The organism is Alteraquisediminimonas sediminicola, assembly GCF_019740335.1.
Classification (GTDB): Bacteria; Pseudomonadota; Alphaproteobacteria; order Sphingomonadales; family Sphingomonadaceae; genus Alteraquisediminimonas; species Alteraquisediminimonas sediminicola.
Genome location: NZ_JAHXZS010000007.1, coordinates 1 through 23,445, shown reverse-complemented (window position 1 = coordinate 23,445; position 23,445 = coordinate 1). Strand labels below are relative to the sequence as shown.

Sequence of the window (23,445 nt, the reverse complement as noted above, 5' to 3'; positions counted from 1 at the left end):
TTGATGCGGATGTGTATCACAAAGATGACAATGTCTTGGGAAATAAGATGCGCCCCCGATTTGGACGACAAGGGGCGGCCCTTTTAAAAAATTCATCGGCATGGACTGCGGTGGCGGTCGGGTCGTGGCGTCCTAGCCATGAACCTGAAGGAAAAAACGATGGACCGCACTGCGATAGTTGAATTGATCAGCGCCCGTTACGCGCAGGAACATGGCGCGGTGCCGGATCTCGGCTACCCTGTGTTTCGCGGCTATGCGGCGGGGTGCAAGGTCGGCGCAGGGCTGGGTTATCGCCGTGCCGATACGGGGCCGTTGTTTCTCGAAAATTATCTTGATGTGCCGGTCGAACAAGCGGTCGGCTCGGCCTTTGGTCGTGATTATGCGCGGTGCCATATTGTCGAGATTGGCAATATGGCGGCGGAGACTGCCCCGGCGATGATCGCGCTTTGGGCCGAGGCATCGAATGACCTTGGCCATGAAGCCGAAATCGCGGTGGCGGTGCTGACCGCGCCCTTGCGCGGCATGTTTGGCCGCTTGGGGGTGAAGTTGACGGAGCTTGGCCGGGCTGATCCGGCGCGCCTCGGCGCATCCGCGCGGCAATGGGGCCAATATTATAGGCAAGACCCGATCATTTGCGCGAGTTCGATTGCCGATGGTCAGGCCTGTCTTGCCCGCTTTTCCAATCGTTTGAAGGCGCGCACTGCATGAAGGCTATGGTTGAGGCGTTGCGGCCCCATGCCGCGAATATCCCGGATGTACTGGCGATTGATGGCGAGAAGCAACTGAGTTGGGCCGATCTGCGGTCGCAGGTAATGCGGGTGGCGGAGGTGCTGCGCGCTCGCTTTCCAGATACAAGCAGGCCGGTGGCCACGCGCTTCGATCATGGCATGGCCCATTGCATCATCGACCTCGCGCTGATCGAGGCGGCGATCCCGGCCATTCCCTTGCCCGCATTCTTCACCCCCGCCCAATGCGAACATGCGCTGGTCAATTCCGGGGCGCAGGCGATGTTGGCGGCAACGGACGATGTGGCACATTTTTGCGAGATCGTGCCACTGCCTCATGCGGCGGCGCGCCTGCCAGATCACACCGCCAAGATCAGCTTTACCTCCGGTTCGACCGGCACGCCCAAGGGCATTTGCCTGTCGGCGGATCATCTGTTCAGCGTTGCGCAGTCGGTGGTCGATGGGGTTGGCAGTCATCATGCGGGCCGTCATCTTGCCTTGTTGCCGCCCGGCATATTACTGGAAAATGTCGCGGGCTTTTATGCGACGATGTTGGCGGGCGGGACATATGTCGCGCTGCCACAGGCTGATATCGGGCTGGCCGAGGCCTTTCGCCCAGATTTTCTGAAAATGATCCATGTCATCCGTGACCAGCAGATCACGTCACTGATTCTGGTGCCGGAATATCTGACCGGACTTGTGACGGTGATGGAGATGACCGGCATCAGATTGCCTGCGTTGACCTTGTTGGCGGTGGGCGGGGCAAGGCTCGCACCAGCATTGATCGAACGGGCGGTCGCGCTCGGCCTGCCGGTGCGGCAGGGCTATGGCCTGACGGAATGCGCATCGGTCGTGACCTTGGAAAGCGACGCCGATGCCGCCAGCGCCGAAGGTCGCGGTAGCGTGGGTCGCAGCCTTGGCCTCAACCGCATCGACATCGCGGATGATGGCGAGGTGATCCTGATCGGCCCCCATTATCTCGGCGCAATTGGCGAGGCAGAGGCGCCGGGAATATTGCATAGCGGCGATATCGGGCGGATCGACGATCAAGGACGGTTGTGGATCGAAGGGCGCAAGTCGAACCTGATCATCACGTCTTTTGGTCGCAACATCTCGCCCGAATGGGTCGAGGGCGCGCTGTTGGCGCAGCCCGGCATCGCGCAGGCCATGGTGCATGGCGACCATCAATCGCGCCTTGGCGCCTTGATCGTGCCTGCCAACGCGGGTGCAGATGTCGCGGCGGCGGTGGCGGCGGCCAATGCGCAACTGCCCGCTTATGCGCAGGTCGACCATGTACGACTGGTCGCCCCCTTTACCCCGATGAACGGCCAATTGACCGGCAATGGCCGGCTGAAACGCGCCGATATTGCGTCATGCTATTTGAAAGGAGCCGAAGCCTTGCCCTTTTATGATCGACTGGTGGCGGAAACCCGTGAGGCACAGCAGCAATTTCTCATGGTGCCGCAATTGAATGCCGGGCTGGCCGGGCAGATCACGCGACAGGCCTATATCGACTATCTTACCCAAGCCTATCACCATGTGCGCCACACCGTGCCTTTGATGCAGGCAGCGCGTGCGCGGCTGTCGCATCGGCCCGAACTGATCGCGGCGCTGGATGAATATATCGCCGAAGAAACCGGGCATGAGGCTTGGATTCTCGCGGATATCGATGCGGCGGGCGGCAATGGCGCGGGGGCCGGGGCCAGTGCGCCCGCGCCCGCCACCAAGGCGATGGTCGATCATGCCTATGACGTGATCCGCAATGGCAATCCGGCGGCATTTTTCGGCATGGTCTATGTGCTGGAAGGCACAAGCGTCGCCATGGCCAGCCATGGCGCAGGCGCGGTGCAACAGGCCTTGGGGCTGCCACCAGAAGCCTTTACCTATCTGACGTCGCATGGTGCGCTGGATCAGGACCATCTGCGCTTTTTTGAAGGGCTGATGAACCAGCTCGACAATGCCGAGGACCAGCAGGCCATCATCGATATGGCGCGGGATATGTTCGGCCTGTTCGGCGGCGTGTTTGCATCCATTTCCATGGAGAATGATCTTGCAGCTTGAAGGAAAACAGATCGTCCTGACGGGCGCGGCGGGCGGCATCGGATCGCTGGTCGCGACCCGGCTGCGCGCGCATGGCGCACGGTTGATCGGGATCGACCGGGTCGATTGCCCCGCCTGTGACGAGACGATCATTGCCGATCTTTCGTCCGAACAGGGTTTGGCCAGCATTGGCGATGCCCTTGGTGCGCGCAAGGTCGACATGCTCGTGAATATCGCGGGCTTTCAATATTTCGGTCCATATGAACGGCAGGATCAGGCGAATATCTGGCTGGGCTATGCCGTGAACCTGATTGCGCCCGCCGCGTTGACCCGGGCAGTGCTGCCACAGATGATCAAGCGTAAATCCGGCCATATCGTCAATATCGGTTCGGTGATGGGGTCGATCAACTATCCGTTTTTCGCTGCATATTCGAGCGCGAAAGCGGGTGTGCGGGGCTTGAGCGAAGGCTTGCGCCGGGAGATGGCGGGCCTTGGCGTGGATGTCAGCTATATTGCGCCGCGTGCCGTGCGGACGGCCTTTAACAATGCCGCCGTGATGCGTTTCATGGAAATGACCAAGATGCATCCCGATGACCCGGCATTTGTTGCCGACAGGATTGTGCAGGCGATCCTCAAGCGGCGCAAAGAGACGTTCATCGGTTTTCGCGAACGGCTGTTCGTGCGCCTGAACGCCCTGTTCCCGCGCCTGATCGATGCCGGGCTTGCCGGGCAGACGGCGCAGGGACGCCAATTATTTTCATCAGATCAATAACAAGGAAGTTGCCATGACGTTTTTGAAAAATCTGCGGATGGCCGGTTTGATGCTGGCGAGCCTTGCCATGCATCAGGTGGCCTTTGCGTCCAATAATCCGGCCATGGATGCCCAGATCAATCATCTGAGCGAAGATTGGGCGCGTATTCGTTTCCGTGTGCCGGATAAGGACCAGCAATTCACCCAGTTCGATGCGTTGTCGCATCAGGCGGCGGCGATTGCAGCCAAATATCCGACCTATGCCGAACCGTTGCTGTGGCAGGGGATCATCACCAGCGAAGAAGCGCGCACCGCCAGCATGTTCCAGCGCATGGGCTATGCCACCAAGTCGCGCGATATGCTGGAAAAGGCGCGCAAGATCGATGCCAAAGCGGCCAATGGCGGAGTGCCGATGAGCCTTGGCGTGCTCTATTATCGCGTGCCGGGCTTTCCGATCGGTTTTGGTAATGTGACCAAGGCCAAGGCCTTTTTGCTGGCGGCGCTGGCGCAGGACCCCAATGGTTTGGACGCCAATTATTTTTATGGTGATTTTCTCAATCTCCAAGGCCAGACCGGCCCGGCCAAGAGCTATTTGCTCAAGGCGTTGCAGGCGCCAAGCGATCCCAATCGCCCGATCTGGGATGCCGGTCGTCGCGCCGAAGTGCGGGCGCTGATCGGCAAATTGGGTAAATAAGCGCCAGTGCCGCAGCCATCCGTGACCCAGCCATCCGTGCAACAGCAATTCTGGCATGGCTTTGCCCGCCAGCTTGCCCATCCACAAGGATGGGCAGGCCGGTTGGTCGGGTGGCTGATGGGGCTGGCCAATCGCCGTCCCAACCGGCTGGGCGTTGATGCGCTCGATCTACAGCCAGGGGATCGGGTGCTTGATCTGGGTTGCGGGCCGGGCGATGCGCTCGCGCTGATATTGCCGCAGGTCGGCAATGGCATGGTCTATGGCCTCGATCAGTCGGCCATGATGCTGCGTCAGGCCAGCCGCAAAAACCGCGCGGCGGTGCGGGCGGGCAGGTTGATCCTGTGCGAGGGCGTGTTTGAAAAACTGCCATTTGAAGTGGGGATGTTCGATCGCATCCTGGCCAGCAATGTCATGTATTTCTGGCATGATGCGCCCAAGGTGCTGGCGGAATTGCGCCGGGTGCTGCGGCCCGGTGGCCGGATCGTGATCTATGTCACCAGCGCCGATGCGATGAACCACTGGAAAATTGCGGGTTCCCCCACCCATCGCCTGTTCGATGCGGAAGGGATGCGGGCGGCATTATTGGAGGGGGGATTGGGCACCAGCCAGATCAGTATCCTGCCGGTGACATTGCCGGGTGCGGTGCCGGGATTATTGGCGATGGTGACGCCCGATTGATCGGTGGGTCCTGTTGCTTTTTCAAAGGCTAGCGGTGGCGATGGATCGTGCTAAGAATGACGCGTGGAATCGCATGACCAACCTGCGGCGGCACCAAGCGCCGGGTTAAAGGCCCATTTCGACGACTGCGCGGCGTCGCTGCTGCGGCTGTTGTCGGCGCGGCTTGGCAATCGGACGGATGCGGAGGATCTGCTGCAGGAATTATGGTTGAAGCTCGCCACTACCGATGCGCGTGTCGTGGAGAATGGATCGCCAGAGAATAATGAGATCAATAATCCCCGCGCCTATCTGCATCGCATGGCGCTTAACCTTGCCAATGATCTGGTGCGCGAACGCATTCGTCGCCGGGGGCGCGAGGCGGCCTATAGCGATGTGATGGTCGCGGAAGAGGGCGTTGTTGCGGTCGATCCCGGTCCTTCGCCGGAACAGGCACTGGGCGACAAGATCGAACTCGCGCGGGTGCGTGAGGCGTTGCGGCAATTGCCAGCGCGGGCGGGCGAGGTTTTTCGTCGTCACCGGATCGAGGGGCAAAGTCACGCCCAAGTGGCTGAGGCAATGAGAATTTCCCGGAGCGCGGTGGAAAAGCACATGGCGACCGCGATGAAATATTTGCTGCGGGCGCTCAATAATCCGGATTCGACATGAGGTGGTTGCGGCGCGGTGGCGTCATGGTTTTTGGAAAGGGGGCTTTCGTTTAATGGATCAAGGCATGTCGATTTCGCAGCAAATTCTGGACAGCGCAGCCGAATGGCATGTGCGGCTGGAAGGTGACGCGCCAGACTATGACGGCTTTGCCGCATGGCTGGAGGCGGACCCGCTGCATCGTCCTGCCTATGACCAAGTGATTGCCCTCGATATACTGGTGGACCAGCATCTCGCCTCTATGGCCGATGTAGTGACATTGTTGCCGACGCCTGCACCGACAGCGCCATCCAAGCCGATTGCCGCCAATGACGATATGCCGATGATCCCGCTTTGGCGGCGTGCAGGCGTTGCCGCGGCGGTTGCGGTGCTGGTGGGCAGTGCATCATTGCTGGTGAGCAACCCATGGTCCAGCCGGATCGAGGTCGAGACCGGGCGCGGTGAAAGCCGGGTCGTGCAGCTGGCGGATGCCAGCAATATCGCCCTCGATGGCAATAGCCGGATCACTTATGCCGATGATAATCCCCGCTCGATTGAACTGGCACAGGGCAGCGCGATGTTTACGGTCAAGCATGATGCGGCTCATCCCTTCAATGTGTCCGCCGGGGCATATCAGATCCATGATCTCGGCACTGAATTCGCGGTTAGTCGCGGCCATGGCCATTTGACGATCAGCGTGGCCAGCGGTTCGGTTGACATCACAGGGCCGGGCATGGCGCGTTTGAAAGCCTTGCCGGGCGATCGAATCGATGTGGCCGAAGAGGGCGGACAAGCAAGGATCGAGCGGTTCAAGGTCGATCCCGATAGTGTCGCCAGTTGGCGTAACGGTCGATTGATATACGATAATATACCTTTGCGTCTGGTCGTGGCAGATATCAACCGCTATGCGCCGAACAGGATTACTGTCGTGCCGCAGCATGCGGAGCGTCGTTTCTCAGGGGTGTTGACGATCGGAGATGGTAGCCAGCTTGCCCCAAATCTCGCGAACCTCATGGATTTGCCGTTGGATGAGCAGGGCCGCGATGCGCGCCTTGGCGCTGGCAATATGCCTTGAATCTGTCGCCTTCGCGCTACCTGCCGAGGCGGTGGGCGTCGAACAACAGATTTCCCTCCCTGCGGGCACGCTCCAAGACGCGCTGATCAGCCTTGCCGAGCAGGTCCATGTGTCGATTGGCATGCCGGGCAGTCTACCACATCTTCAGGTCCGGGCGATCAGGGGTAGCCTGACGGTGCATGAGGCACTGCGGCGCTTGCTGATCGGAACGGGCTATGTCGCGGTGGCGGCCGGGCCGAATGTGTGGCGGCTGGAACATGCACCAGCACTGACCACGCCCATTCCCCGTCATATACCAGAGGCGGGGACGTCCTTGGGCATTATCCCTGCTCCCGTGCCGCAAGCCGATATTGTCGTGACGGCGGCCAAACGATCCGATCCGCTGGACCGGACGCCGATTGATTCGGCGGTGATTTCGGGCCTGATGCTATCGCGGCTGTCGAGCCTGCCGGATTCGGCAGCAGTGGCGAGCCTTGATAGCAGTCTGGCGCTCAGCAACATCGGCCCGGGCCGCAATCGCCCGTTTTTACGCGGGGTGGGGGATAGCCCGTTCAACGGGGAAACGCAGTCCACGGTGGCGGTGCTGCTGGACGATGCGCGGGTGACGTTCAACGCGCCCGACCCTGATTTGCGGCTGATCGACATTGACCGGATCGAATTGCTTAAAGGGCCGCAGGGGCCGCTTTATGGCACGGGGGCGCTGGGTGGTGTGTACCGGATCGTGCCTGCCCGGCCTCAATTCGACAATATCGACGCGAGCGCCTCGGTCGGAGTGGAGACCTTGTCCCATGGCGGTGCGGGGGTCAGCGGATCGGCAATGCTGAACTTGCCGATATTGCAGGACACGCTGGCCATGCGCGCTGTCGCTTATGGCGGGACCGAACCGGGCTGGATCGATAATGATCGGCCCCATGGTGATAACAATAATGGGTCAAAATTGTCCGGCCTGCGTCTGGCCTTGCGCTGGCGGCCCGATGCCGATTGGAATGTCGATCTGGGCGGAACGCTGCAATGCCTGCGCGTCAAGGATAGCCAATATGTGCCGGATACAGGCTATGTGACGGCTAAGCGGTCGCGCAGCGGGATATTGCCAGAACCCCATGATAATGATTTCACCAATATCCGTCTGGGCATCACCGGGCGGATTGGCGATGTCGATCTGTTCTCGACAACGAGCTGGACCGCGCATGAAGTGGACAGCGCATTGGATGCCAGCCCTGCCGCCGCGACATTCGGCATGGCTGCGCCGATCCTGTTCCATGACGATCGCATGTACCATGTCTTCAATCAGGAGTTGCGCTTGACCAGCCGTGGCGATGGCCTGCGCTGGATGCTGGGCGGTTCGTTCTTGCGGGCGGTGACCGATATGGAAGCGGAACTGACAGGTCCTAATCAGCCAAGCATGACAGTCGGTACACTTGATCAGGAGGCGCGCGAATGGGCGCTATTCGGAGATCTGGGGGTGGATTTGTCGCCGCTATGGGCGGTGGAGGTGGGCACGCGGCTGTTTGCGACCGATATTCGCAATGAACAAACCGACGCGACCGAGATGCGGCTTTTGAAATCGCGACGTCGTGGCGTTTCACCCAGCGCATCGCTTATTTATAAGCCGAACCCGCAACATTATTATTTTCTCCGCGCCGCAAGTGCGTTTCGACCGCGCGGTTTGAGTTCATTCGCGCCGCTGTCCCAGTCCGAATTTGCTTCGGATGAATTGCGGTCGCTGGAACTTGGCGGACGCTGGCATAGTGTTGACCGCACATTCTCGACGGAAGGCGTGATCTATGGCAGCCGATGGAAGGATATCCAGTCGGATTACCTGTTGCCGAGCGGTTTGGTGGCCACCCGCAATAGTGGCCGCGCGTTGATCTATGGGATTGATGCATTGGCCAAATGGACGTTCCGGCAGGATTGGGACCTGTCGGGCGGCGTATCATGGCAGCATGCACGGGTTGAGAAGCCGGCGGCCGGACTGGAGATCGCGGCGGATCGCCCATTGCCAGTGGTCCCGGCCTATAAGGCGCATCTGTCGATTGAGCGCGGTTTTCCGCTTGGTGCATGGCGGGGTGATGTGGGGCTACATGGGGTGATCGTCGGGCCGACGCATCTCAGCCTTGATCCCGCGCTTGATCGCCGGGTGGGGACGTACGGGACGCTCAGCCTGTCGACTTATGCCACGCGCGGCCCATGGCACATTGGCCTGACGGTGCAGAATATGTTGAACAGCCATGCCGAGACGTTCGCTTATGGCAATCCGTTCTCATTCCCGCAGGCGCGTCAAAGCGTGATGCTGCGGCCACGCGCGGTGATGCTCAACCTGCGCTGGCATTAAATCGGTGCGTTGCGCGCAATGCTTGGGAAAGTAACAGTTGGATGCCCCGTGAGGATTCGAACCTCAATTAACGGAGTCAGAGTCCGCTAATACCCAACGGAAAACAGGGAAAAATAGGCTCCATGTTGCATCTATGTTGCAAGTGTGTCGCCTAACACCTCGCGTTGAACTGCCTCTGCTACTGCTGAATCCTGATCTGCCTGATCAAACAGATGGCCGTATGTGTCGAATGTGACCTGAATTGATGAATGCCCCATCCAGCTTTGGACCCGCTTTGGATTGACCCGCTGTTCAATCCACAAAGAGGCGGCGGCATGGCGGAAGTCGTGCATTGTGTAGCGCGGATCTTTAACCAGTTCGTCATCGTCATTCTTGATCGCGGTGAACAGTCCCGCGTTGATCTGGACCGGCGCGAGCACGTTCAGCGACATATAGCGATACGTCATCACTTTTGAGGCAATGGAAGGAAAGACAAGTCCCGCGTCTGATGCAGGGCATTGCAGTTTCCAGACACGCAATGCGCTGACAAGGACCGAGGGCAGGGGTATCGTCCTATGACCCGCTGCGGATTTTGGCGGGCCTATCACGCCTTTGTCATCGGCGCGTTGGTCAACTGTCAGTGTCGCATTGTTTAGGTCAATCGACCGCCAAGCCAACCCTCTTAATTCAGACGCACGCAAGCCGGTAAATATGAGCGTCATTACGAGCGGGGGAGCCATTGGCGCGTTTGATGCCCTTGCAGCCTCAATCAACGCCTTGAGTTCGGTCTTAGGTGGAATGATGGCCTTGACCTTATCGCGCTGCGCCTTGCGGACTTGAACGCCAGCACAGACATTCTGCGCGACATAGCCCCGGCGCTGCGCTTCTGCGACAATCGCGCTTAGGGACCGTAGGACGCGCGATGCCATCGGGCGCGATAAATTATCAACCAACTTATCACGCCATTCCTCAACCATAGGCCGGGTGATCTGAGACAGTTTCCTATCGCCACATAGTGGGAGGATATGGAGACGGACATGCTGTTCATATGCAGCCAAGGTCGAGCCTTCCAGCTTTTCACGACGACCCCGCGCCAACCATAAATCGGCGGCTTTTTCGACGGTGATTGATTGGCTGTCTGGCGTGTGTGTTCCTTGGCTGACCTGCCAAGCGGCGCTGACGAGCCAAGCCTCAGCCTCTTTCTTGCGGGCGAATTGCTTTGACCGGCGCTTGCCTGCACCGTCTTTATAATCGACCTGCCAAGCGGTTTTTTCCTCACCGGCTGGCGTGGTCCATGCGCGTTTACGGATTGCTGTCATTCAATCCGTCCTCAACGTCGATTTGGTTATAAGCCCATGCTTGTAATTCTGCGTAGAAGTCTTGTTTTGTCGTTTCTGTCTGGGGGGATAGATATGATGCCAGATCATATATCAAAGCTGAAACACTAAAGAACGCAATTCTGGTCATTCCTTGTTTTAGCCATGATGAGAAGCTTTCCATCGCGAGGCCAAGACCAGCATAAAAAAATGATGATGCGGCTCTATCTCCCCTTGGAGAGTCAATCATAAGATCGCTCAAACAGGCTGGGTCCAAATAAAGTAAGACCGGATTTTCATATCCATTTTGGGGTGGCCCAGCCCGCGCTGCCATGGCGGCTGCTTGCGCTACTGCCCGCATATCATCATTGATGACGAAAGTTGCTCTTTCGGGATTTAGGCCAAGTTGGTTAAGTTCTAGCACAACGCCCATTAGAAAGAGATGCCCAACATTATATGTCGCGGCACGTCCTCGCCCGGTATTTATTCCCGGTGGAAATTTCAACTTTTGCAGGTGCTTAAGGCGTGCGCTGAATGCAGTTCGCTTATCATCTGCGATGTTATATGTGAGCGCCAAGGCTCGCTCGACTTGGGCAAATGTCAGTTCCAAGGCACTCTCCGGTAATAACGATAAGGCACCGTTACCATTTAACATTGACATGGTTCAAGTGCCACAATAAGGTAACGGCACCCTTTCACTATTAGGAGGTTTCAAAGTGCTTCAACAGGATCTTATTGCAGGGGCCAAGATGGCCGCTGAATATACGGGGCTTACTGAGCGCCAGATTTATCACATGGCTGAGGATGGCCGGTTGCCGGTGATTCGCAAGGGCAAGCGCCTGTTTTTCCGCAAGTCTGAATTGGAAGCTGCGTTCCGCTCGGAGGTGGCGGCATGAACGGCGAATTTGAGAAAGTGCTGGCTGATTACAGGCTGGCCGAACACGCGCTGAACACCTGCAAGGATGAAGATAGCGAAGCGGGCGAGCGTGTGCAGTGTGACTACATCGCGGCTTACCAACGCCTGATCAATGTCCGCGCATCCACTGGCGACCAGTTCGTTCGGAAGCTGTCGCATATCTGCACTCAGGACGACGAGTTCGAATCGCTTGGCAGCGATGTCATCAAGGGGCTGATCAATGAGGCGCTGTCGATTGGGGGTGCCGCATGAATTATCAACCACAAAAAAGGACTGCCAGCGCGGCAACGCTGACAGCCCTTGTGTCGTCTATGGAAGCGCGACCCAAAGTTCATACTCCCGCACGCAAAAAGCTGCAACTTCGCTTTTCTGATAGCGCCGATGCGGAACATGATGGGCGTGAACCAGATGGGCGGTGATTGATGGCTGAGCCTAAGAGGCGGACCAACGTCAAAGGACGCAATCCATCCAGTCGGCGCTTTGTTCAACTCGATCATTCATTTTTAGAGACGCAAGCATATCGGACACTTTCCCCTAATGCCCGATCTTTGCTTGTCGAACTTAAGATGATTCACAATGGCAGGAACAATGGGGAGTTGTTCCTGTCGGTGCGCGATGCCGCCGACCGAATGGGCGTTGCTGACACCACTGCCGCAAGCAATGCTTTCGATGAACTGGAGAAAATGGGATTTATCTCCTGCACTCAGGATGCGCACTTCGCACGCAAGGCCGGTGATGGCTCTCGCGCTAGGTGCTGGCGTCTGACGTGGGAGAGTGCTCCCTGCATTAAGGCTGGCCCGACGAATGACTATCTGAACGCCATGCCGGACCCGGAAAACAAAAAGGCAATCAGGCGCATGGAAGCCGGTTGCAGGGTCTTGAAACGTCATCGGCAAAACGTAACTTCACAAAAAAGCACGGTAGCGGAAAACGCTACGCTCGAAAGCAAACGCGTAGCGAAATTCCATACGCTGACCCCTAATAATGGGCCTGTTGATAATGATAGCGTGCAGGAATCCGCTACGCGTTTTTCAGGAAATGGCGGAAAACAGCCAAATCATATCGTCCGGGATTTCGCTACACATATAGATATACCATCTGGCAGCGCATGCTGTGACGGTTTGCCAGACGCCGACGCCATTAAAGGCGGCAAGGCGGCGGCTGGCCTGCGAGCCGGTGAAGCGGACATATCGCAACTGCTGCACAACCGACTAACCGAGTTCTTGTCCAAGTCCAATAGCAGCAAGCGCAAGGCACTGGCATCGTCGATCGGCGTCAACGCATCGGACCTGTCTAGCGTCATTGGCGGCACGTTTGAACTGCCTGCACCAAAGATGGCCGCGCTTCTGAACCACCTTAATCGCACCGCCTATCAATGATCGCACTCACTGAGATTGTGCAAAGATCCTGATTGGCTCGCAAAATGGAGCGACCCGAATGATTGAACCGATTACCATTATCGAGGGGATGAATACCGACCAGCGCGACGGTGCCCTGACGATGCTCGACCATATCAGCCGACCCCTAACAGTTCGCGAGATCGAGGGCGCACTTCGCTTGCATGGCGTGCCAAAGTCGCGTGCGGTGATCATTGCGGCATCCATCAAGAAATTGGGCGTCATCGCCATTGTGGGCGGTGAGAATGGCTGATTGGCCTTACAATACGTCAACATGGGCGCGGCTTCGTCGTGCTCACCTGTCGATTGAACCACTGTGTCGCGGGTGCCATGCAATCGGGCGTCTCGTCGTGGCGAATACCGTTGACCATATCAAGCCTATCAGCGACGGCGGCTCTGCCTTCCCCGATCATGATGGCTTGGCGTCATATTGCCCTGCCTGTCACTCAGCAAAGACGGCACGCGGCATCGAGGCGGGCGCAATCAAGAGTACAAAGCCAAGGAAGGGATGCAACCCGGACGGCTCGCCACTCGACCCGGCGCACCCTTGGAAATCGCTCAGGGCTGGCGACATAGGACCGACACGGAACCTTCGAAATCAATTAGTTTCTAAGGGCCGTCGCTAATGGGCAAGCGTGGACCCGGCGCGGGCCGGTTGCGAGCCGCTGCTAAAGCTGCACCTGCGATAGTGTCGCATCCTTGGGAGCAAGAGGGGATGCCGCCTGCTGAACAGGTATTGGCCTTCCTGCGGAGTCTGCCGATTGTCTCCGGCTTGAAGGCTGGCGAGACGATGGAGCTGCTCGACTTTCAGGAACAGTTCGTTCGTGGGATCTATTCCGATGTGGATGATTTAGGGCGTCGTCGTGTTCGGCTCGCTGCGCTGTCTGTCGCACGCGGCAATGGCAAATCTGCAATCCTTGCGGGCCTGTCACTGGCGCACCTGCTTGGCCCGATGACCGAACCCTATGGCGAATGCTATGCCGCTGCGCTTGACCGTGAACAGGCGGGCGTCCTGTATCGCATGGCGCGGGCCTATATCGAGGCGGTGCCTTGGATGGCTGCGCGGGTAAACATCAAGGATTGGCACAAGGAAATCATTGACGAGGAATCGCAGTCTATTTGGCGGGCGCTCACGTCGGACGCACGGAAGGCGCATGGCCTTGCCCCGTCGTTCTGGATTGCCGACGAGGTGGCGCAATGGCGAAGCCGTGAACTTTGGGACAATCTGGCGACCGGCATGGGCAAGCGTGCATCGGCGCTTGGCGTGACCATCTCGACCCAAGCGGCGGATGACCTGCACTTCTTTTCCGAAATGCTCGACGCTGAGCCTAACCCGACCGTTTATGTCCAATTACACACCGCACCGAAAGACTGCGCCCTTGACGACTCGGCAGCATGGCAGGCGGCGAATCCTGCGCTTGGTGCCTTCCTGAATGAGGAACAGTTCGCCGATGCGGCATCGCGTGCAATGCGCTCGCCATCATTCGCGCCATCGTTTCGCCTGTTGAATCTCAATCAACGGATTGCAGCGGAAGGCCGTTTCATCGAACAGGCCGATTGGGATGCCAACGGCGAGCCGTTCGACGTGCACGAGTTGGAAGGCAAGCGTTGCTATGGCGGGCTTGATCTGAGTTCGACTCGCGATTTAACTTCGCTGGCTCTCTACTTCCCCGATGAAGGCAAGCTGCTTGTCTGGCATTGGGTGCCGAATGATACCATTGGCGAGCGCGTCGAGCGTGACCGGGTGCCCTATGATCGCTGGGCCGATGCCGGATGGATGGAACGGACACCGGGACGCGCAACCGACCGCGTTGCTATCGCTCGCCAGTTGGCAGAGATCCGGCAGGCCTATGACGTGCAGGGCATCGCCTATGATCGCTGGCGCTTTGAGGACTTGGGCAAGCTGCTGAGTGATGAAGGCATTGACCTGCCGATGACACCATTCATTCCGGGCTTTAAATCCTACGCGTCTGCGGTGGATGCGTTCGAACGGGCCGTGTTGAACCGGCAGATGCAGCATAACGAAAACCCGCTGCTGCGTTGGCAAGCTGGCAATGTCATTGTGGAAACTGATCCAACCGGCAACCGCAAGCCGACCAAGGCTAAGAGCCTTGACCGGATCGACGGGATTGTTGCGGCAATCATGGCCTGCGGACTAGCGGCTACCGATGAGGGGCCGAAAGTCTATCAGGGCGATGGGCCGATGTGGATTTAACCTCAGTCAAGGTCAATAAAAATGGTCGACTGCGGATTGGCATCGTTCTGATGTAGTTCAGCCGACACAAAACTAGGGCTATGCGTATTAAAAATCGAAATACCAGCACCCCCTTCGACTTTAAGAAGCGGAGCATCATAATCTAGCACCGTGTAGCTTGAATACCCCTCTGCATCACCGGTGCCTGTAGTAATGCGGTATGTTTTACCCACTTCAAACATTGACGGATTCCCTGATTTATGCGCTAATCCAAACGGCCCGACACGGCGCGCCAACGCCATGCCGGACCTAACCACAACCGATCCTATGGAGATCAATCATGGCTACCAATACTCTACAGGCGGAATCCGTCTGCACAATTCATGAAATTGCCGAACCATCTGCCGATGAGCTTTATGCTGCGTATCGCTATGCGAAAGCGGAACTGGAGATGGCTTTCTATAATCCCGCCACATTCAGGGAAGATTTGCCACAAGAGTTAGAGAACCGCCTCAGTGCCGCGCACTCAACGGCTCTTAATCGGCTGCTGCTGTCCCCTGCTACAGACTTGCGGGGACTCGCCCAGAAGCTGGCCGTTTTTCACGAAGAAGCGATACATGAGGGCTGGTATAAGTGCCAAGAGATCGTGGCCGTTCTCGCTCTAGACGGGCACCGACTGGCGCGCCACTGATTAAGATTGTCCCCCGCATTGGCGGGCGGGGGAACGTTCTGCACCTGTTCCAATTCGCTTGACTTGTTTTTTGTTTTCGGTTATCAGAATCTAAATCAAAGCGAGATTAGGCATGGCGACTGTATCACAACTGACAAAGATTCTCAGCGAACGGCTTAAAGAGCCGCTTGCAACGGTGCGTCAAAAGCTGCGCCAGTTGCAGGACGATGGCCTGTTGCCGGTGGCCTCTGGCCGTGCCGTGCCGCATGTTGACGAGCATCATATCGCCCTTGCCATTTTTGCAGTGCTCGCTGCACCGAACGTCAAAGAGGCAACCCGGACTGCTCAGCTTTATGCCGATCTGCGCGAAAATGGCATGGTCGAAATTTCGGTTGCCGCTTCTCTTGATGATCAAGTCAACCGCGCTGCACGCCACCTTGCGGGCGATTACTTGGCGACGGTTATTGGGCTGACCTACGATCAAATATCCAATGATGCCTCAACCGTTCCAACTTTCCGCCCTTACCATGCGAATGCAATTTATGAGGTTTGCACCAACTGGCCCGAATTTTATGCAAGCATTCCCCTGTTTGATGATCACGGCTCGCCAGATGGCCTTTGCACGACTCGCTTTCATGAAACCACCCCACTCGCCGGGCATTGGCAGAATGACGTTAAACGGAGCGTCTCATTTTCGGGCATAGTGCTGTTTTACGTAGTTCGGGACATTATCCGGGCCGACGAAGCGACGGCAAAAGACGTCAAATCTGAGTTGCGCTCCATCGCGGAGATGGCGAAAAACCTGCCGAACACCCCGGACGATATTCAGGCTTTCAACGCCCGCAAGAATGAAATCATCGGGGCGCTGGAAAATGTCGCGGCGTCCCTCGCTGGTGACGACGACGGCACGGATGATGCCGCCTAATGGCCCGCAAGGCCAACATATCCAACAAGATTGCGCGGCGCTTGCTGTCGGTTTGGCTGTTCTGCCTGCCGGTTGCAGCGTTCGCGCATGTTCCGCTCACGTCGGGAGACGTCGGCAATCTCAACGCCGGGGGCCTCAAAACCCCCGGCTCGATAGAAAGTGATACCATGAAAACGAGTGACTTGATTGAACAACGGGCGGCAATCGTCGCTCGCATGACTGCCGCCCATGAATCGGACAATGGCGAGGCGTTCACGGCAGCGGAAAATGAACTGCGCTTCCATGACGCCAAACTTGACCGCCAACGCAAGATTGATGCCGCCGACCGCTCGGAACCGGGCAAGCCGATCAATGGCGATGCCAAGTTGGAAAGCGAAATCCGCACCCGCTTTAATATCGGGCGTGCCATTGCTGGCGCTGCTGGCCTTGGTGTTGATTGGGGCTTTGAACGCGAAGTGCAGGTGGAACTTGCCAAGCGTGCGGGCCGTTCGGCGCAAGGCATCTACATTCCGATGGAAGTGATGGAAAAGCGGGTATTGACGACGACGGCGGGCGCTGAGCTTGTCTCGACCGATCATCGCCCCGACCAGTATATCAACGCGCTGGTGGCTTCATCCGTCGTTCGTGGCCTTGGTGCTCGCGTCCTGTCGGGTCTTGTCGGCAATGTGGACATTCCCCGCGAGACGGATTCGCCTGCGATTGGCTGGGTGGCTGAAAACGCTGCACTGACCCCGGATGATGCGAACTTTGACAAGGTATCGCTGACCCCAAAACATGCGGGCGCAATGTCCGAATGGTCGCGTAATATGCTGATGCAGGCATCGCCAGACGTGGAAGCCCTGTTGCGTCAAATGCTGGCCCGCAATCTCGCCCTGGCTATCGACCGTGCTGCAATCCTGGGCGGCGGTGCTAATGAACCTGATGGCGTCCTTTCGACTGCCAATATCCAGACGCACGCTTATGCAACCGACCTGTTCACGAGCACGGCAGTTGCCATCGGCAAGGCTGATATTGAAAACGTCGGTGCGCGTCGGGCCTTCCTGACAACCCCGGAAGTTCGCGAGATCTGTCTTAAGGAACTGGACGCGAATAAATTGCCGGTGGGCGTGCCTGCCATCTTCCACAATGAGGCGGTGACGTTCACTAACCAGATGCCCAAAACGCTTGGCGCTGGCACGGAACATGGCCTGATCTATGGCGATTGGTCGGAACTGCTTATCGGCATTTGGTCGGAAATCGACATTCTGGTGAACCCTTATGAGGCAACCGCCTACAGCAAGGGCAATATCAGCATTCGCGCAATGGCAACGGTTGATACTGCTGTTCGCAACCCTAAGGCGTTCGTCTCCATTGAGGACGTGACGACTGCTGCTGTGGGCATCGCGTAATGACTGTGGCGGCACCTCTTGAACGACGGGCCTTTACGGAGGTTCGCACCGCTGGGCGGCGTATCGAGGGGTATGCCGCCACCTTCGGGTCTGAGGCTGACTTGGGCAGCTTCAAAGAGACAATCGCCCCCGGTGCGTTCCGTGACGCATTGGCGGGCGATGTTCTCGCCATGCTCGACCATGACCCCGGCAAAGTGCTTGGTCGGACCCGTTCCGGCACCTTGCGCCTGTCTGAGGATAGCAAGGGCCTCAAGTTCTCGCTCGACCTTCCCGACACTCAGGCGGGGCGTGATATTCTCGCTTTGGCCGAACGGGATGATCTGGGCGGGATGAGCTTTGGCTTCATGATTCCCAAAGGCGGCGAAAGCTGGAACGGCAATATTCGCACCCTGAGCAAGATTGCGCTGCGGGAAATCTCTATCGTGCAGGCATGGCCCGCATATCCCGACACTGAGATTGCCCTTCGTGCGCTGATGACCGGCGCGGAAGCCAATCGACGCAAGCGGGCGCTTATTCTGGCGGAGGTGAGCCGTGCAGTTGATTGACAACATGCTGGCCCGCATGGGCTATGAAAAACGCGCTCACGACCCGTCATGGGCGGCGCTGGCGTCAAATGTCGGTGCTGGGTCTAATGTCTCTGCACGCGCTGCTGAAAACCTCTCGACGGTGCTGGCGTGCGTCAACGCCATCTCGACCGCTTTGGCCTATGTCCCTGCGCTTGTTTATCGTCGTGACCAAGACGGTAATCGGACTGAGACAACGGCGCATCCATTGGGCAAGATTGTGCGTGCCGGTGCCAATTCAAGCATGACATGGCCCGACTTTCTGGAACACTTCATCGCATCGTCGCTGCTGACCGGCAACGGACTTGCGGAGATCGTGCGGGGCGACACCGGGCAGCTTTCGGGCTTTCGTCATATCCCTTGGTCTTTTGTAACCGTTTCCGAACTGTCAAGCGGGCGGCTGGCCTATGATGTATCGGATGGCAAGGGCCGCACCCGTCGCCTGTTGGAAGGCGAGGTGCTTCACCTGCGCGATAGGACTGATGATGGCATCATTGGCCGTTCGCGCCTGTCACGGGCCGCTGAGACGGTTGCAGGGGTGCAGGCCGCTAATCAGCACGCGTCATTTTTCCTTGCTAATGGCGCTAGCCCTAGCGGCGTCATCGAGGTGCCCCAAGCAATGGGTGCGGCACAACGCGAGCGGGTGCGGGATGCATTCACTTACCTACATGCAGGCGCACAAAATGCGGGCCGCACGCTCATTCTTGATGGCGGCATGACGTGGAAGCCGTCGCAAATCTCGCCAGAGGATGCGGAACTGCTCGAAACCCGCAAGTTCGGCGTGGTCGAGATCTGCCGCTTGTTTCAGGTGCCCCCGCCGATTGTGCAGGCATATGAGAACAACACCTTTACCAATGCCGCACAAGCGGGCCTGTGGTTCGCTACGTTCTGCTTGGCACCTTGGGCACGCAAGATCGAGGCAGAGTTCGCCCGTTCTGTTTTCCCTGCCGGTGACAATTTCGAACTGGAACTGGATCTTTCGGGCTTCCTGCGCGGTGATCCAGAAACCCGTTGGAACGCGCATAAGATCGCGCTCGAAACCGGCGTGCTTGATCCTGATGAAGTTCGCCAGATTGAAGGCTGGAACAAACGCGGCGAATCAAAGGCGTTATGACCACTTCCATGTTGCGGATTTGTTGCATGGAGCCGCCGGGAGCCTATCGGAAATGGCGGAAATCGGCAGAAAAGCGTGCGACAAGGATGCAACACGGGATTGCCGATCATTTGCGATTCGGCTTGATGTAAGTATATGATTTTGTGGAGTAACAGTTGGATGCCCCGTGAGGATTCGAACCTCAATTAACGGAGTCAGAGTCCGTGGTCTTACCATTAGACGACAGGGCAGCGCTGTTGGGTTGCCCGATAAGGGCTGTTGCAAAAGCTGTCAACGCGCTTTTGCGCAGCGGGATGATGAAATGGGGTGAGGCGAGCGGGTTGCCTCACTCTTCAGGCATGTTCACATCCGCATCATGGCCGGATGCATTGCTGATGAACACCAGCAACATCAGCACTGAACCAAGCAGCACCGAAAGGCCGACGCCGACGCAGGTGGCGATCACCATATGTATAGGGAGTGCGCCAATCGCCATATAAAGAAAGCCGAGAGAACCGATCACCGTGGCAATGGTGGCAAGCACCATCCACGCCATCATGCGTTTGTAGCGGCGACGAAGGGCGGTTTGGGATGCGGGAATTGGATTTTCCATGCTTTCATTTGCGCGCCGATCATGTGATCATCAAGCAGGAAATGCGATTCAGCTCCGTATTTCCAGTAATGACTCTGAGGGGAGACGCATATGACGATTGCAGCCATCATCGCAGGACGTACCGATTCAATCGTCAGCGTTGCGCCAGAGGCTTTGGTGTCGGATGTGGTCGGCCTGCTGGCGGAAAGGCGCATCGGCGCTGTGCCGGTGCTGGATGGCGCCAAGCTTGTCGGCATCTTGTCCGAACGCGATGTGCTGCGCATTCTCGCACGGGATGGGGCGAGTGCGCTCACCCTTCAGGCGAAAGACCTGATGACCACGCCGGTGGTGACGGTCGAACCAACGACGACGGTGATCGGTTCGCTGAGCCTGATGACACGTCGCCGGATGCGGCATTTGCCGGTGGTTGAAGGAGATCGGATGGTCGGTTTCGTGTCGATCGGGGATCTCGTCAAACGCCGCATCGATCAGATCGAGGCCGAGGCCATTGCCATGCGCGAATATATTACGAGTGCTTGATGCGGCATCTGTTGCTTATGGCTGGGCGCGTGTGCGGCGAGGCGTTGATAATGCCTGACGCAGATCGCCCAGCATCAAGGCGATCTCGGTAAATAGTGGGTGACGCAGCGCATATAATGTCACAAGCCAGCAGCCAATGCCCGCCATCGCCCCGCCCAATGCCTGCATGAGCCCGGCATCATGGGGGCCGTGCCATAGGCCGTAGCTCATCAGCAGCGGGACAATCGCTGCCAGCGTGGCGATGAAGCTTTTGGCGTAAATACGCATCAGGTCTCGCCAACTGAAGTTCAAAATCGCGCGCATGAACGGCGCGTAGATCATGATCCACACCAGACCATGAACCAGCCGCGATATTGCGACCCACTCAATGCCAAAGGGCGCGGCCAGTGCCAGTAACAGAATCGAGGCCAGTGTATCGACGAGCAACCGTCGGATCATGGCGGGCATGCGGCCCAACAGGATCGGCAGATCGGCATGAAGAGGGAGGGCGACATAGCAGAGTTGCGCCAGCGCGAGCCAGATCAGCAGGGGCGCAGCCTCCATCCATCGCTGGCCATAAAGCGTCATCACCAGCGGCTGGGCCAGTGTCGCGATCCCGGCCAACGCGGGCCAGCTGATCCCGGTATAGGCGGCGACCACGCGTAAATATGGCGCACCCAGCGGTTCGCCCCGATCGCGGACCTGTCGGAAGGCGGGGTAAAATACGCCGGTTACTGCGCCGGACACCAGCAACCGCAATTGCAGCGCCAGCCCGGATGCGCGGGCGAACAGCCCGACCGCGACATTGCCAATCAGGTGGCCGATCATCAGTTCCGGCGCACGGGCGATCACAGAATTGCACACCGCCTGCATGCTATTGGTGCCGCCAATGGCTAATATTGGTTGTGCATCATGTAGCCGCAATGGCCATGGCCACATGCCGCGTGATCGCCACTGGCTGATGACCAGTCGTGCCGCTTGTTGTGCGAATGCGCCCCATGCCAGCGCCAACGCGCCATGGCCACCTATCGCCAGCCCCAATGCGGCGATCATATTAGCCAATGCCGCCCCCATTTCGATCATGGCGTTCGATTTATAGTCCAGCCGTCGCTGGCACATGGCCTGTGGGACAATCGCCAGCGGCACGAAAATATAGGAGGTGGAAATAACCAGCGTCACCGGCAACATCCGGGGATCGCCATAAAACCAGCTGATCGGCCAAGCCGACAGGATGCTGAGCAGCGCTATCCCCCAAGCAAAGCAGACAGAAACGGTGAAAGCCATTTGCAGCTTTTCAAGGGATAGATCGCGCTCCCCGGTAATGTAACGCGTGACACCAAAATCCTGCAAGAAAGCGACCAAAGTGATTGCCGCAAAGGCAATCGAGAACAATCCTAATTCTTCAGGTGTGATAAACCACCGCGCCAGCACGAGGCTGGTGATGAATTGCAACGTGAATGACGTATATTGCGAAACCAGCGCCCACGCCGCAGCCGTGCGAACCGAGATTATATGCATGGGTTAGGCTCCGGTGCGGCATATCCTGTCATTTGGGTCATCATGATGGGATGTCGGCCCGACCGGCCAATATGCCATTGTGCTGCGCCCCCCGGCGATGCGAGCGTCGCCGCCAGCGCAGCATCGGCTGCGCCAGTTGCGGGAATATCCGCCACAATGCGAATGAGCATGCCCAGACCGGACCATTGACCAGTGTCCGTACTTGGCGGAGCTCGTTCAATCCGCGTTGGATTTCGCCATCGATGACACGGTCCATCGCATGTTCGAAACTAATCGCGCACTGGGTATGGTTGATCAGCTGCGTGATCAGTGGCTGCGCCACATGGTCCACGGGCAGCGTGGCGCGGGCCTTTTCATACACACGCATATTGCCGATCAACATCCGTCCGGCATGGGCCGAAGCGGAATTGGCGCGAACGCGATAATCCCCCAATATCTGATCTACGAAATAGGCATGGCCACCCAATTGCATCAGTCGAACCCACAGGTCCAAATCTTCGGCTTGGGTCATGCTGGTGTCGAACCCGCCGATACGATCGAAATCCACCCGGCGAAAGCAGGTGCCGATATAGACGCCAAAGCTGCGATCCAGTACATCGGTCAGACTGCCCCGTACGCCATCGCTGCTGCCTTGTGGCTTATGAAGGCATAAACGCGGCTGAGACACAGCGCCAAACATCATCGCATTACAAGTCGCGAACCGGATCGCCGGATCGGCTTCCAATAAAGGTACCATGGTCGCCAGATATGCAGGGCGGAACAGGTCGTCGCCATCCAGTAACGCAATCAATGGCGCGTGGCTGGCGGCGATGGCGGCATTGCGCGCAGCCGATACGCCATGGTTCGGGGTGGTAAGGAAGCGAATGCGCGGATCTGCCAGATAAGGGCGGACGGCGCCTGCCACATCATCGGGTGCGCCATCATCAATGACAATGCACTCCCATTGGGTGAAGTGCTGACCCAGCATCGAATCAAGCGCATCTGCCAATAAATGGGCAACACCAAAGGCAGGCACGATAACGCAAACACGCGGTGTGCGGCCGGATTGGGTAAGCGGTGCAACTATGGACATGAGATCATTGATACTGATCGGTGGTTAAACATCGGTCTATGCCGTCCCATCTGTCGGTAAGAATCATATCAGCGGGGAGAAAAGAGGTGAGTCTTTTGTCCCGTTCTGTGGGGTAATATCGTGGGAAAGCCCGGAAATCAGCCATATATCAGCGCGAACGTCATGAAGTACCCCGCATGAGATGTAATGTCCCTTTGCATGCGCATCGGTGCGGCAGTGGGTGACAGCATATAATGAAGCTATTGTTTTTACTCAACAAAGTCAATTCTCGTCAAAAATATGCAACAAAGAGGTTGACCCGAATCGAGGGTGGTCTTAGAGGCCTGTTCACCGCAGCGACGGACTGCACGGAACGGCCCACGGATCGGCAACGAAACGACGGGAAAC

General features: G+C 57.8%; 26 protein-coding genes and 1 tRNA gene. 20 read left to right on the top strand and 7 right to left on the bottom strand.

All coding sequences use genetic code 11. The annotated features are described in order from the left end of the window. Window positions 1-138 precede the first annotated feature (138 nt). From K6117_RS12605 to K6117_RS12570, 8 genes are all read left to right on the top strand, one after another. Window positions 139-708 (top strand): thermostable hemolysin, encoded by a 570-nt coding sequence (locus tag K6117_RS12605; protein ID WP_221795723.1) that lies wholly within the window; start codon window positions 139-141, stop codon window positions 706-708. Next, window positions 705-2,786: an AMP-binding protein gene (locus tag K6117_RS12600; protein ID WP_221795720.1), complete on the top strand. Its 2,082-nt coding sequence runs from the start codon at window positions 705-707 to the stop codon at window positions 2,784-2,786. The genes K6117_RS12605 and K6117_RS12600 overlap by 4 nt, the downstream gene beginning before the upstream one ends. Further along, window positions 2,770-3,537 carry an SDR family NAD(P)-dependent oxidoreductase gene (locus K6117_RS12595; protein ID WP_246605086.1) on the top strand — a complete coding sequence of 256 codons (768 nt, stop codon included), beginning with the start codon at window positions 2,770-2,772 and terminating at the stop codon, window positions 3,535-3,537. Before K6117_RS12600 ends, K6117_RS12595 begins: the two co-directional genes overlap by 17 nt. 13 nt (window positions 3,538-3,550) lie before the next feature. Next, window positions 3,551-4,210: a hypothetical protein gene (locus K6117_RS12590; protein WP_246605085.1), complete on the top strand. Its 660-nt coding sequence runs from the start codon at window positions 3,551-3,553 to the stop codon at window positions 4,208-4,210. A gap of 6 nt (window positions 4,211-4,216) precedes the next feature. Then, window positions 4,217-4,888 carry a class I SAM-dependent methyltransferase gene (locus tag K6117_RS12585; protein WP_221795717.1) on the top strand — a complete coding sequence of 224 codons (672 nt, stop codon included), beginning with the start codon at window positions 4,217-4,219 and terminating at the stop codon, window positions 4,886-4,888. A gap of 63 nt (window positions 4,889-4,951) precedes the next feature. Continuing rightward, on the top strand, window positions 4,952-5,533 hold the full coding sequence (locus tag K6117_RS12580) for an RNA polymerase sigma factor (RefSeq protein WP_221795714.1): 582 nt from the start codon (window positions 4,952-4,954) through the stop codon (window positions 5,531-5,533). A 64-nt stretch (window positions 5,534-5,597) separates the two neighbouring features. Further along, window positions 5,598-6,584, top strand: a complete 987-nt coding sequence (locus tag K6117_RS12575; protein ID WP_221795711.1) for a FecR family protein — start codon at window positions 5,598-5,600, stop codon at window positions 6,582-6,584. Continuing rightward, complete coding sequence (locus tag K6117_RS12570) at window positions 6,538-8,916, top strand: TonB-dependent receptor (protein ID WP_221795707.1); 2,379 nt, start codon at window positions 6,538-6,540, stop codon at window positions 8,914-8,916. Before K6117_RS12575 ends, K6117_RS12570 begins: the two co-directional genes overlap by 47 nt. 131 nt (window positions 8,917-9,047) lie before the next feature. Here the strand turns inward: K6117_RS12570 and K6117_RS12565 are convergent, their stop codons facing one another. Both K6117_RS12565 and K6117_RS12560 read right to left on the bottom strand, forming a co-directional pair. Next, window positions 9,048-10,214, bottom strand: coding sequence for a tyrosine-type recombinase/integrase (locus K6117_RS12565; protein WP_221795704.1), 1,167 nt, complete (start codon window positions 10,212-10,214; stop codon window positions 9,048-9,050). Beyond that, window positions 10,198-10,821, bottom strand: coding sequence for a hypothetical protein (locus K6117_RS12560; RefSeq protein ID WP_221795699.1), 624 nt, complete (start codon window positions 10,819-10,821; stop codon window positions 10,198-10,200). The genes K6117_RS12565 and K6117_RS12560 overlap by 17 nt, the downstream gene beginning before the upstream one ends. A gap of 106 nt (window positions 10,822-10,927) precedes the next feature. Here K6117_RS12560 and K6117_RS12555 point away from each other — a divergent pair, with 106 nt between their 5' ends. The 6 genes from K6117_RS12555 to K6117_RS12530 all read left to right on the top strand — a co-directional run bounded on the left by K6117_RS12555 (window position 10,928) and on the right by K6117_RS12530 (window position 14,739). Continuing rightward, window positions 10,928-11,107: a helix-turn-helix domain-containing protein gene (locus tag K6117_RS12555; RefSeq protein WP_221795695.1), complete on the top strand. Its 180-nt coding sequence runs from the start codon at window positions 10,928-10,930 to the stop codon at window positions 11,105-11,107. After that, window positions 11,104-11,379: a hypothetical protein gene (locus K6117_RS12550; RefSeq protein ID WP_221795692.1), complete on the top strand. Its 276-nt coding sequence runs from the start codon at window positions 11,104-11,106 to the stop codon at window positions 11,377-11,379. Before K6117_RS12555 ends, K6117_RS12550 begins: the two co-directional genes overlap by 4 nt. 170 nt (window positions 11,380-11,549) lie before the next feature. Further along, on the top strand, window positions 11,550-12,506 hold the full coding sequence (locus K6117_RS12545) for a hypothetical protein (protein WP_221795688.1): 957 nt from the start codon (window positions 11,550-11,552) through the stop codon (window positions 12,504-12,506). A 58-nt stretch (window positions 12,507-12,564) separates the two neighbouring features. Then, window positions 12,565-12,777, top strand: coding sequence for a hypothetical protein (locus K6117_RS12540; RefSeq protein ID WP_221795685.1), 213 nt, complete (start codon window positions 12,565-12,567; stop codon window positions 12,775-12,777). After that, on the top strand, window positions 12,770-13,150 hold the full coding sequence (locus K6117_RS14665) for an HNH endonuclease signature motif containing protein (protein WP_425514716.1): 381 nt from the start codon (window positions 12,770-12,772) through the stop codon (window positions 13,148-13,150). The genes K6117_RS12540 and K6117_RS14665 overlap by 8 nt, the downstream gene beginning before the upstream one ends. Further along, a complete protein-coding gene (locus K6117_RS12530; RefSeq protein ID WP_221795680.1) occupies window positions 13,150-14,739 on the top strand; it encodes a terminase large subunit in 1,590 nt (529 codons plus the stop codon). Before K6117_RS14665 ends, K6117_RS12530 begins: the two co-directional genes overlap by 1 nt. A 2-nt stretch (window positions 14,740-14,741) precedes the next feature. On the opposite strand, the gene K6117_RS12525 is transcribed toward K6117_RS12530, so the two are convergent. Continuing rightward, entirely contained in the window at window positions 14,742-15,020 is a 279-nt protein-coding gene (locus tag K6117_RS12525; protein WP_221795677.1) for a hypothetical protein, read from the bottom strand. A 38-nt stretch (window positions 15,021-15,058) separates the two neighbouring features. On the opposite strand from K6117_RS12525, the gene K6117_RS12520 reads away from it, so the two are divergent. The 5 genes from K6117_RS12520 (at window position 15,059) to K6117_RS12500 (ending at window position 19,378) form a co-directional block, all read left to right on the top strand. After that, on the top strand, window positions 15,059-15,409 hold the full coding sequence (locus K6117_RS12520; RefSeq protein ID WP_221795674.1) for a hypothetical protein: 351 nt from the start codon (window positions 15,059-15,061) through the stop codon (window positions 15,407-15,409). Between the two features lie 112 nt (window positions 15,410-15,521). Beyond that, the gene (locus K6117_RS12515; protein WP_221795671.1) at window positions 15,522-16,313 is read left to right on the top strand and encodes a hypothetical protein; all 792 of its coding nucleotides are present in this window, start codon (window positions 15,522-15,524) and stop codon (window positions 16,311-16,313) included. Window positions 16,314-16,480: 167 nt separating this feature from the next. Beyond that, window positions 16,481-17,701: a phage major capsid protein gene (locus tag K6117_RS12510; RefSeq protein ID WP_221795668.1), complete on the top strand. Its 1,221-nt coding sequence runs from the start codon at window positions 16,481-16,483 to the stop codon at window positions 17,699-17,701. Beyond that, on the top strand, window positions 17,701-18,246 hold the full coding sequence (locus K6117_RS12505; RefSeq protein WP_221795665.1) for an HK97 family phage prohead protease: 546 nt from the start codon (window positions 17,701-17,703) through the stop codon (window positions 18,244-18,246). The genes K6117_RS12510 and K6117_RS12505 overlap by 1 nt, the downstream gene beginning before the upstream one ends. Further along, the gene (locus tag K6117_RS12500; protein ID WP_221795664.1) at window positions 18,233-19,378 is read left to right on the top strand and encodes a phage portal protein; all 1,146 of its coding nucleotides are present in this window, start codon (window positions 18,233-18,235) and stop codon (window positions 19,376-19,378) included. Before K6117_RS12505 ends, K6117_RS12500 begins: the two co-directional genes overlap by 14 nt. A 156-nt stretch (window positions 19,379-19,534) precedes the next feature. On the opposite strand, the gene K6117_RS12495 is transcribed toward K6117_RS12500, so the two are convergent. Both K6117_RS12495 and K6117_RS12490 read right to left on the bottom strand, forming a co-directional pair. After that, a tRNA-Gln gene (locus tag K6117_RS12495) sits at window positions 19,535-19,608 on the bottom strand. A gap of 95 nt (window positions 19,609-19,703) precedes the next feature. Further along, entirely contained in the window at window positions 19,704-19,970 is a 267-nt protein-coding gene (locus K6117_RS12490) for a hypothetical protein (RefSeq protein ID WP_221795661.1), read from the bottom strand. A 90-nt stretch (window positions 19,971-20,060) separates the two neighbouring features. On the opposite strand from K6117_RS12490, the gene K6117_RS12485 reads away from it, so the two are divergent. Beyond that, entirely contained in the window at window positions 20,061-20,489 is a 429-nt protein-coding gene (locus tag K6117_RS12485) for a CBS domain-containing protein (protein ID WP_221795658.1), read from the top strand. A 15-nt stretch (window positions 20,490-20,504) separates the two neighbouring features. On the opposite strand, the gene K6117_RS12480 is transcribed toward K6117_RS12485, so the two are convergent. Together K6117_RS12480 and K6117_RS12475 are read right to left on the bottom strand one after the other, a co-directional pair. Continuing rightward, complete coding sequence (locus K6117_RS12480; RefSeq protein WP_221795655.1) at window positions 20,505-21,986, bottom strand: oligosaccharide flippase family protein; 1,482 nt, start codon at window positions 21,984-21,986, stop codon at window positions 20,505-20,507. Window positions 21,987-22,026: 40 nt separating this feature from the next. After that, complete coding sequence (locus K6117_RS12475; protein ID WP_221795653.1) at window positions 22,027-23,058, bottom strand: glycosyltransferase family 2 protein; 1,032 nt, start codon at window positions 23,056-23,058, stop codon at window positions 22,027-22,029. Window positions 23,059-23,445: the final 387 nt, after the last annotated feature.

Coding starts and splice junctions, on each gene's coding strand:
- K6117_RS12605 (WP_221795723.1), top strand. CDS start 139: ATGAACCTGAAGGAAAAAACGATGGACCGCACTGCGATAGTTGAATTG.
- K6117_RS12600 (WP_221795720.1), top strand. CDS start 705: ATGAAGGCTATGGTTGAGGCGTTGCGGCCCCATGCCGCGAATATCCCG.
- K6117_RS12595 (WP_246605086.1), top strand. CDS start 2,770: ATGATCTTGCAGCTTGAAGGAAAACAGATCGTCCTGACGGGCGCGGCG.
- K6117_RS12590 (WP_246605085.1), top strand. CDS start 3,551: ATGACGTTTTTGAAAAATCTGCGGATGGCCGGTTTGATGCTGGCGAGC.
- K6117_RS12575 (WP_221795711.1), top strand. CDS start 5,598: ATGTCGATTTCGCAGCAAATTCTGGACAGCGCAGCCGAATGGCATGTG.
- K6117_RS12570 (WP_221795707.1), top strand. CDS start 6,538: ATGAGCAGGGCCGCGATGCGCGCCTTGGCGCTGGCAATATGCCTTGAA.
- K6117_RS12565 (WP_221795704.1), bottom strand. CDS start 10,214: ATGACAGCAATCCGTAAACGCGCATGGACCACGCCAGCCGGTGAGGAA.
- K6117_RS12550 (WP_221795692.1), top strand. CDS start 11,104: ATGAACGGCGAATTTGAGAAAGTGCTGGCTGATTACAGGCTGGCCGAA.
- K6117_RS12545 (WP_221795688.1), top strand. CDS start 11,550: ATGGCTGAGCCTAAGAGGCGGACCAACGTCAAAGGACGCAATCCATCC.
- K6117_RS12540 (WP_221795685.1), top strand. CDS start 12,565: ATGATTGAACCGATTACCATTATCGAGGGGATGAATACCGACCAGCGC.
- K6117_RS14665 (WP_425514716.1), top strand. CDS start 12,770: ATGGCTGATTGGCCTTACAATACGTCAACATGGGCGCGGCTTCGTCGT.
- K6117_RS12530 (WP_221795680.1), top strand. CDS start 13,150: ATGGGCAAGCGTGGACCCGGCGCGGGCCGGTTGCGAGCCGCTGCTAAA.
- K6117_RS12525 (WP_221795677.1), bottom strand. CDS start 15,020: ATGGCGTTGGCGCGCCGTGTCGGGCCGTTTGGATTAGCGCATAAATCA.
- K6117_RS12520 (WP_221795674.1), top strand. CDS start 15,059: ATGGCTACCAATACTCTACAGGCGGAATCCGTCTGCACAATTCATGAA.
- K6117_RS12515 (WP_221795671.1), top strand. CDS start 15,522: ATGGCGACTGTATCACAACTGACAAAGATTCTCAGCGAACGGCTTAAA.
- K6117_RS12510 (WP_221795668.1), top strand. CDS start 16,481: ATGAAAACGAGTGACTTGATTGAACAACGGGCGGCAATCGTCGCTCGC.
- K6117_RS12505 (WP_221795665.1), top strand. CDS start 17,701: ATGACTGTGGCGGCACCTCTTGAACGACGGGCCTTTACGGAGGTTCGC.
- K6117_RS12490 (WP_221795661.1), bottom strand. CDS start 19,970: ATGGAAAATCCAATTCCCGCATCCCAAACCGCCCTTCGTCGCCGCTAC.
- K6117_RS12485 (WP_221795658.1), top strand. CDS start 20,061: ATGACGATTGCAGCCATCATCGCAGGACGTACCGATTCAATCGTCAGC.
- K6117_RS12480 (WP_221795655.1), bottom strand. CDS start 21,986: ATGCATATAATCTCGGTTCGCACGGCTGCGGCGTGGGCGCTGGTTTCG.
- K6117_RS12475 (WP_221795653.1), bottom strand. CDS start 23,058: ATGTCCATAGTTGCACCGCTTACCCAATCCGGCCGCACACCGCGTGTT.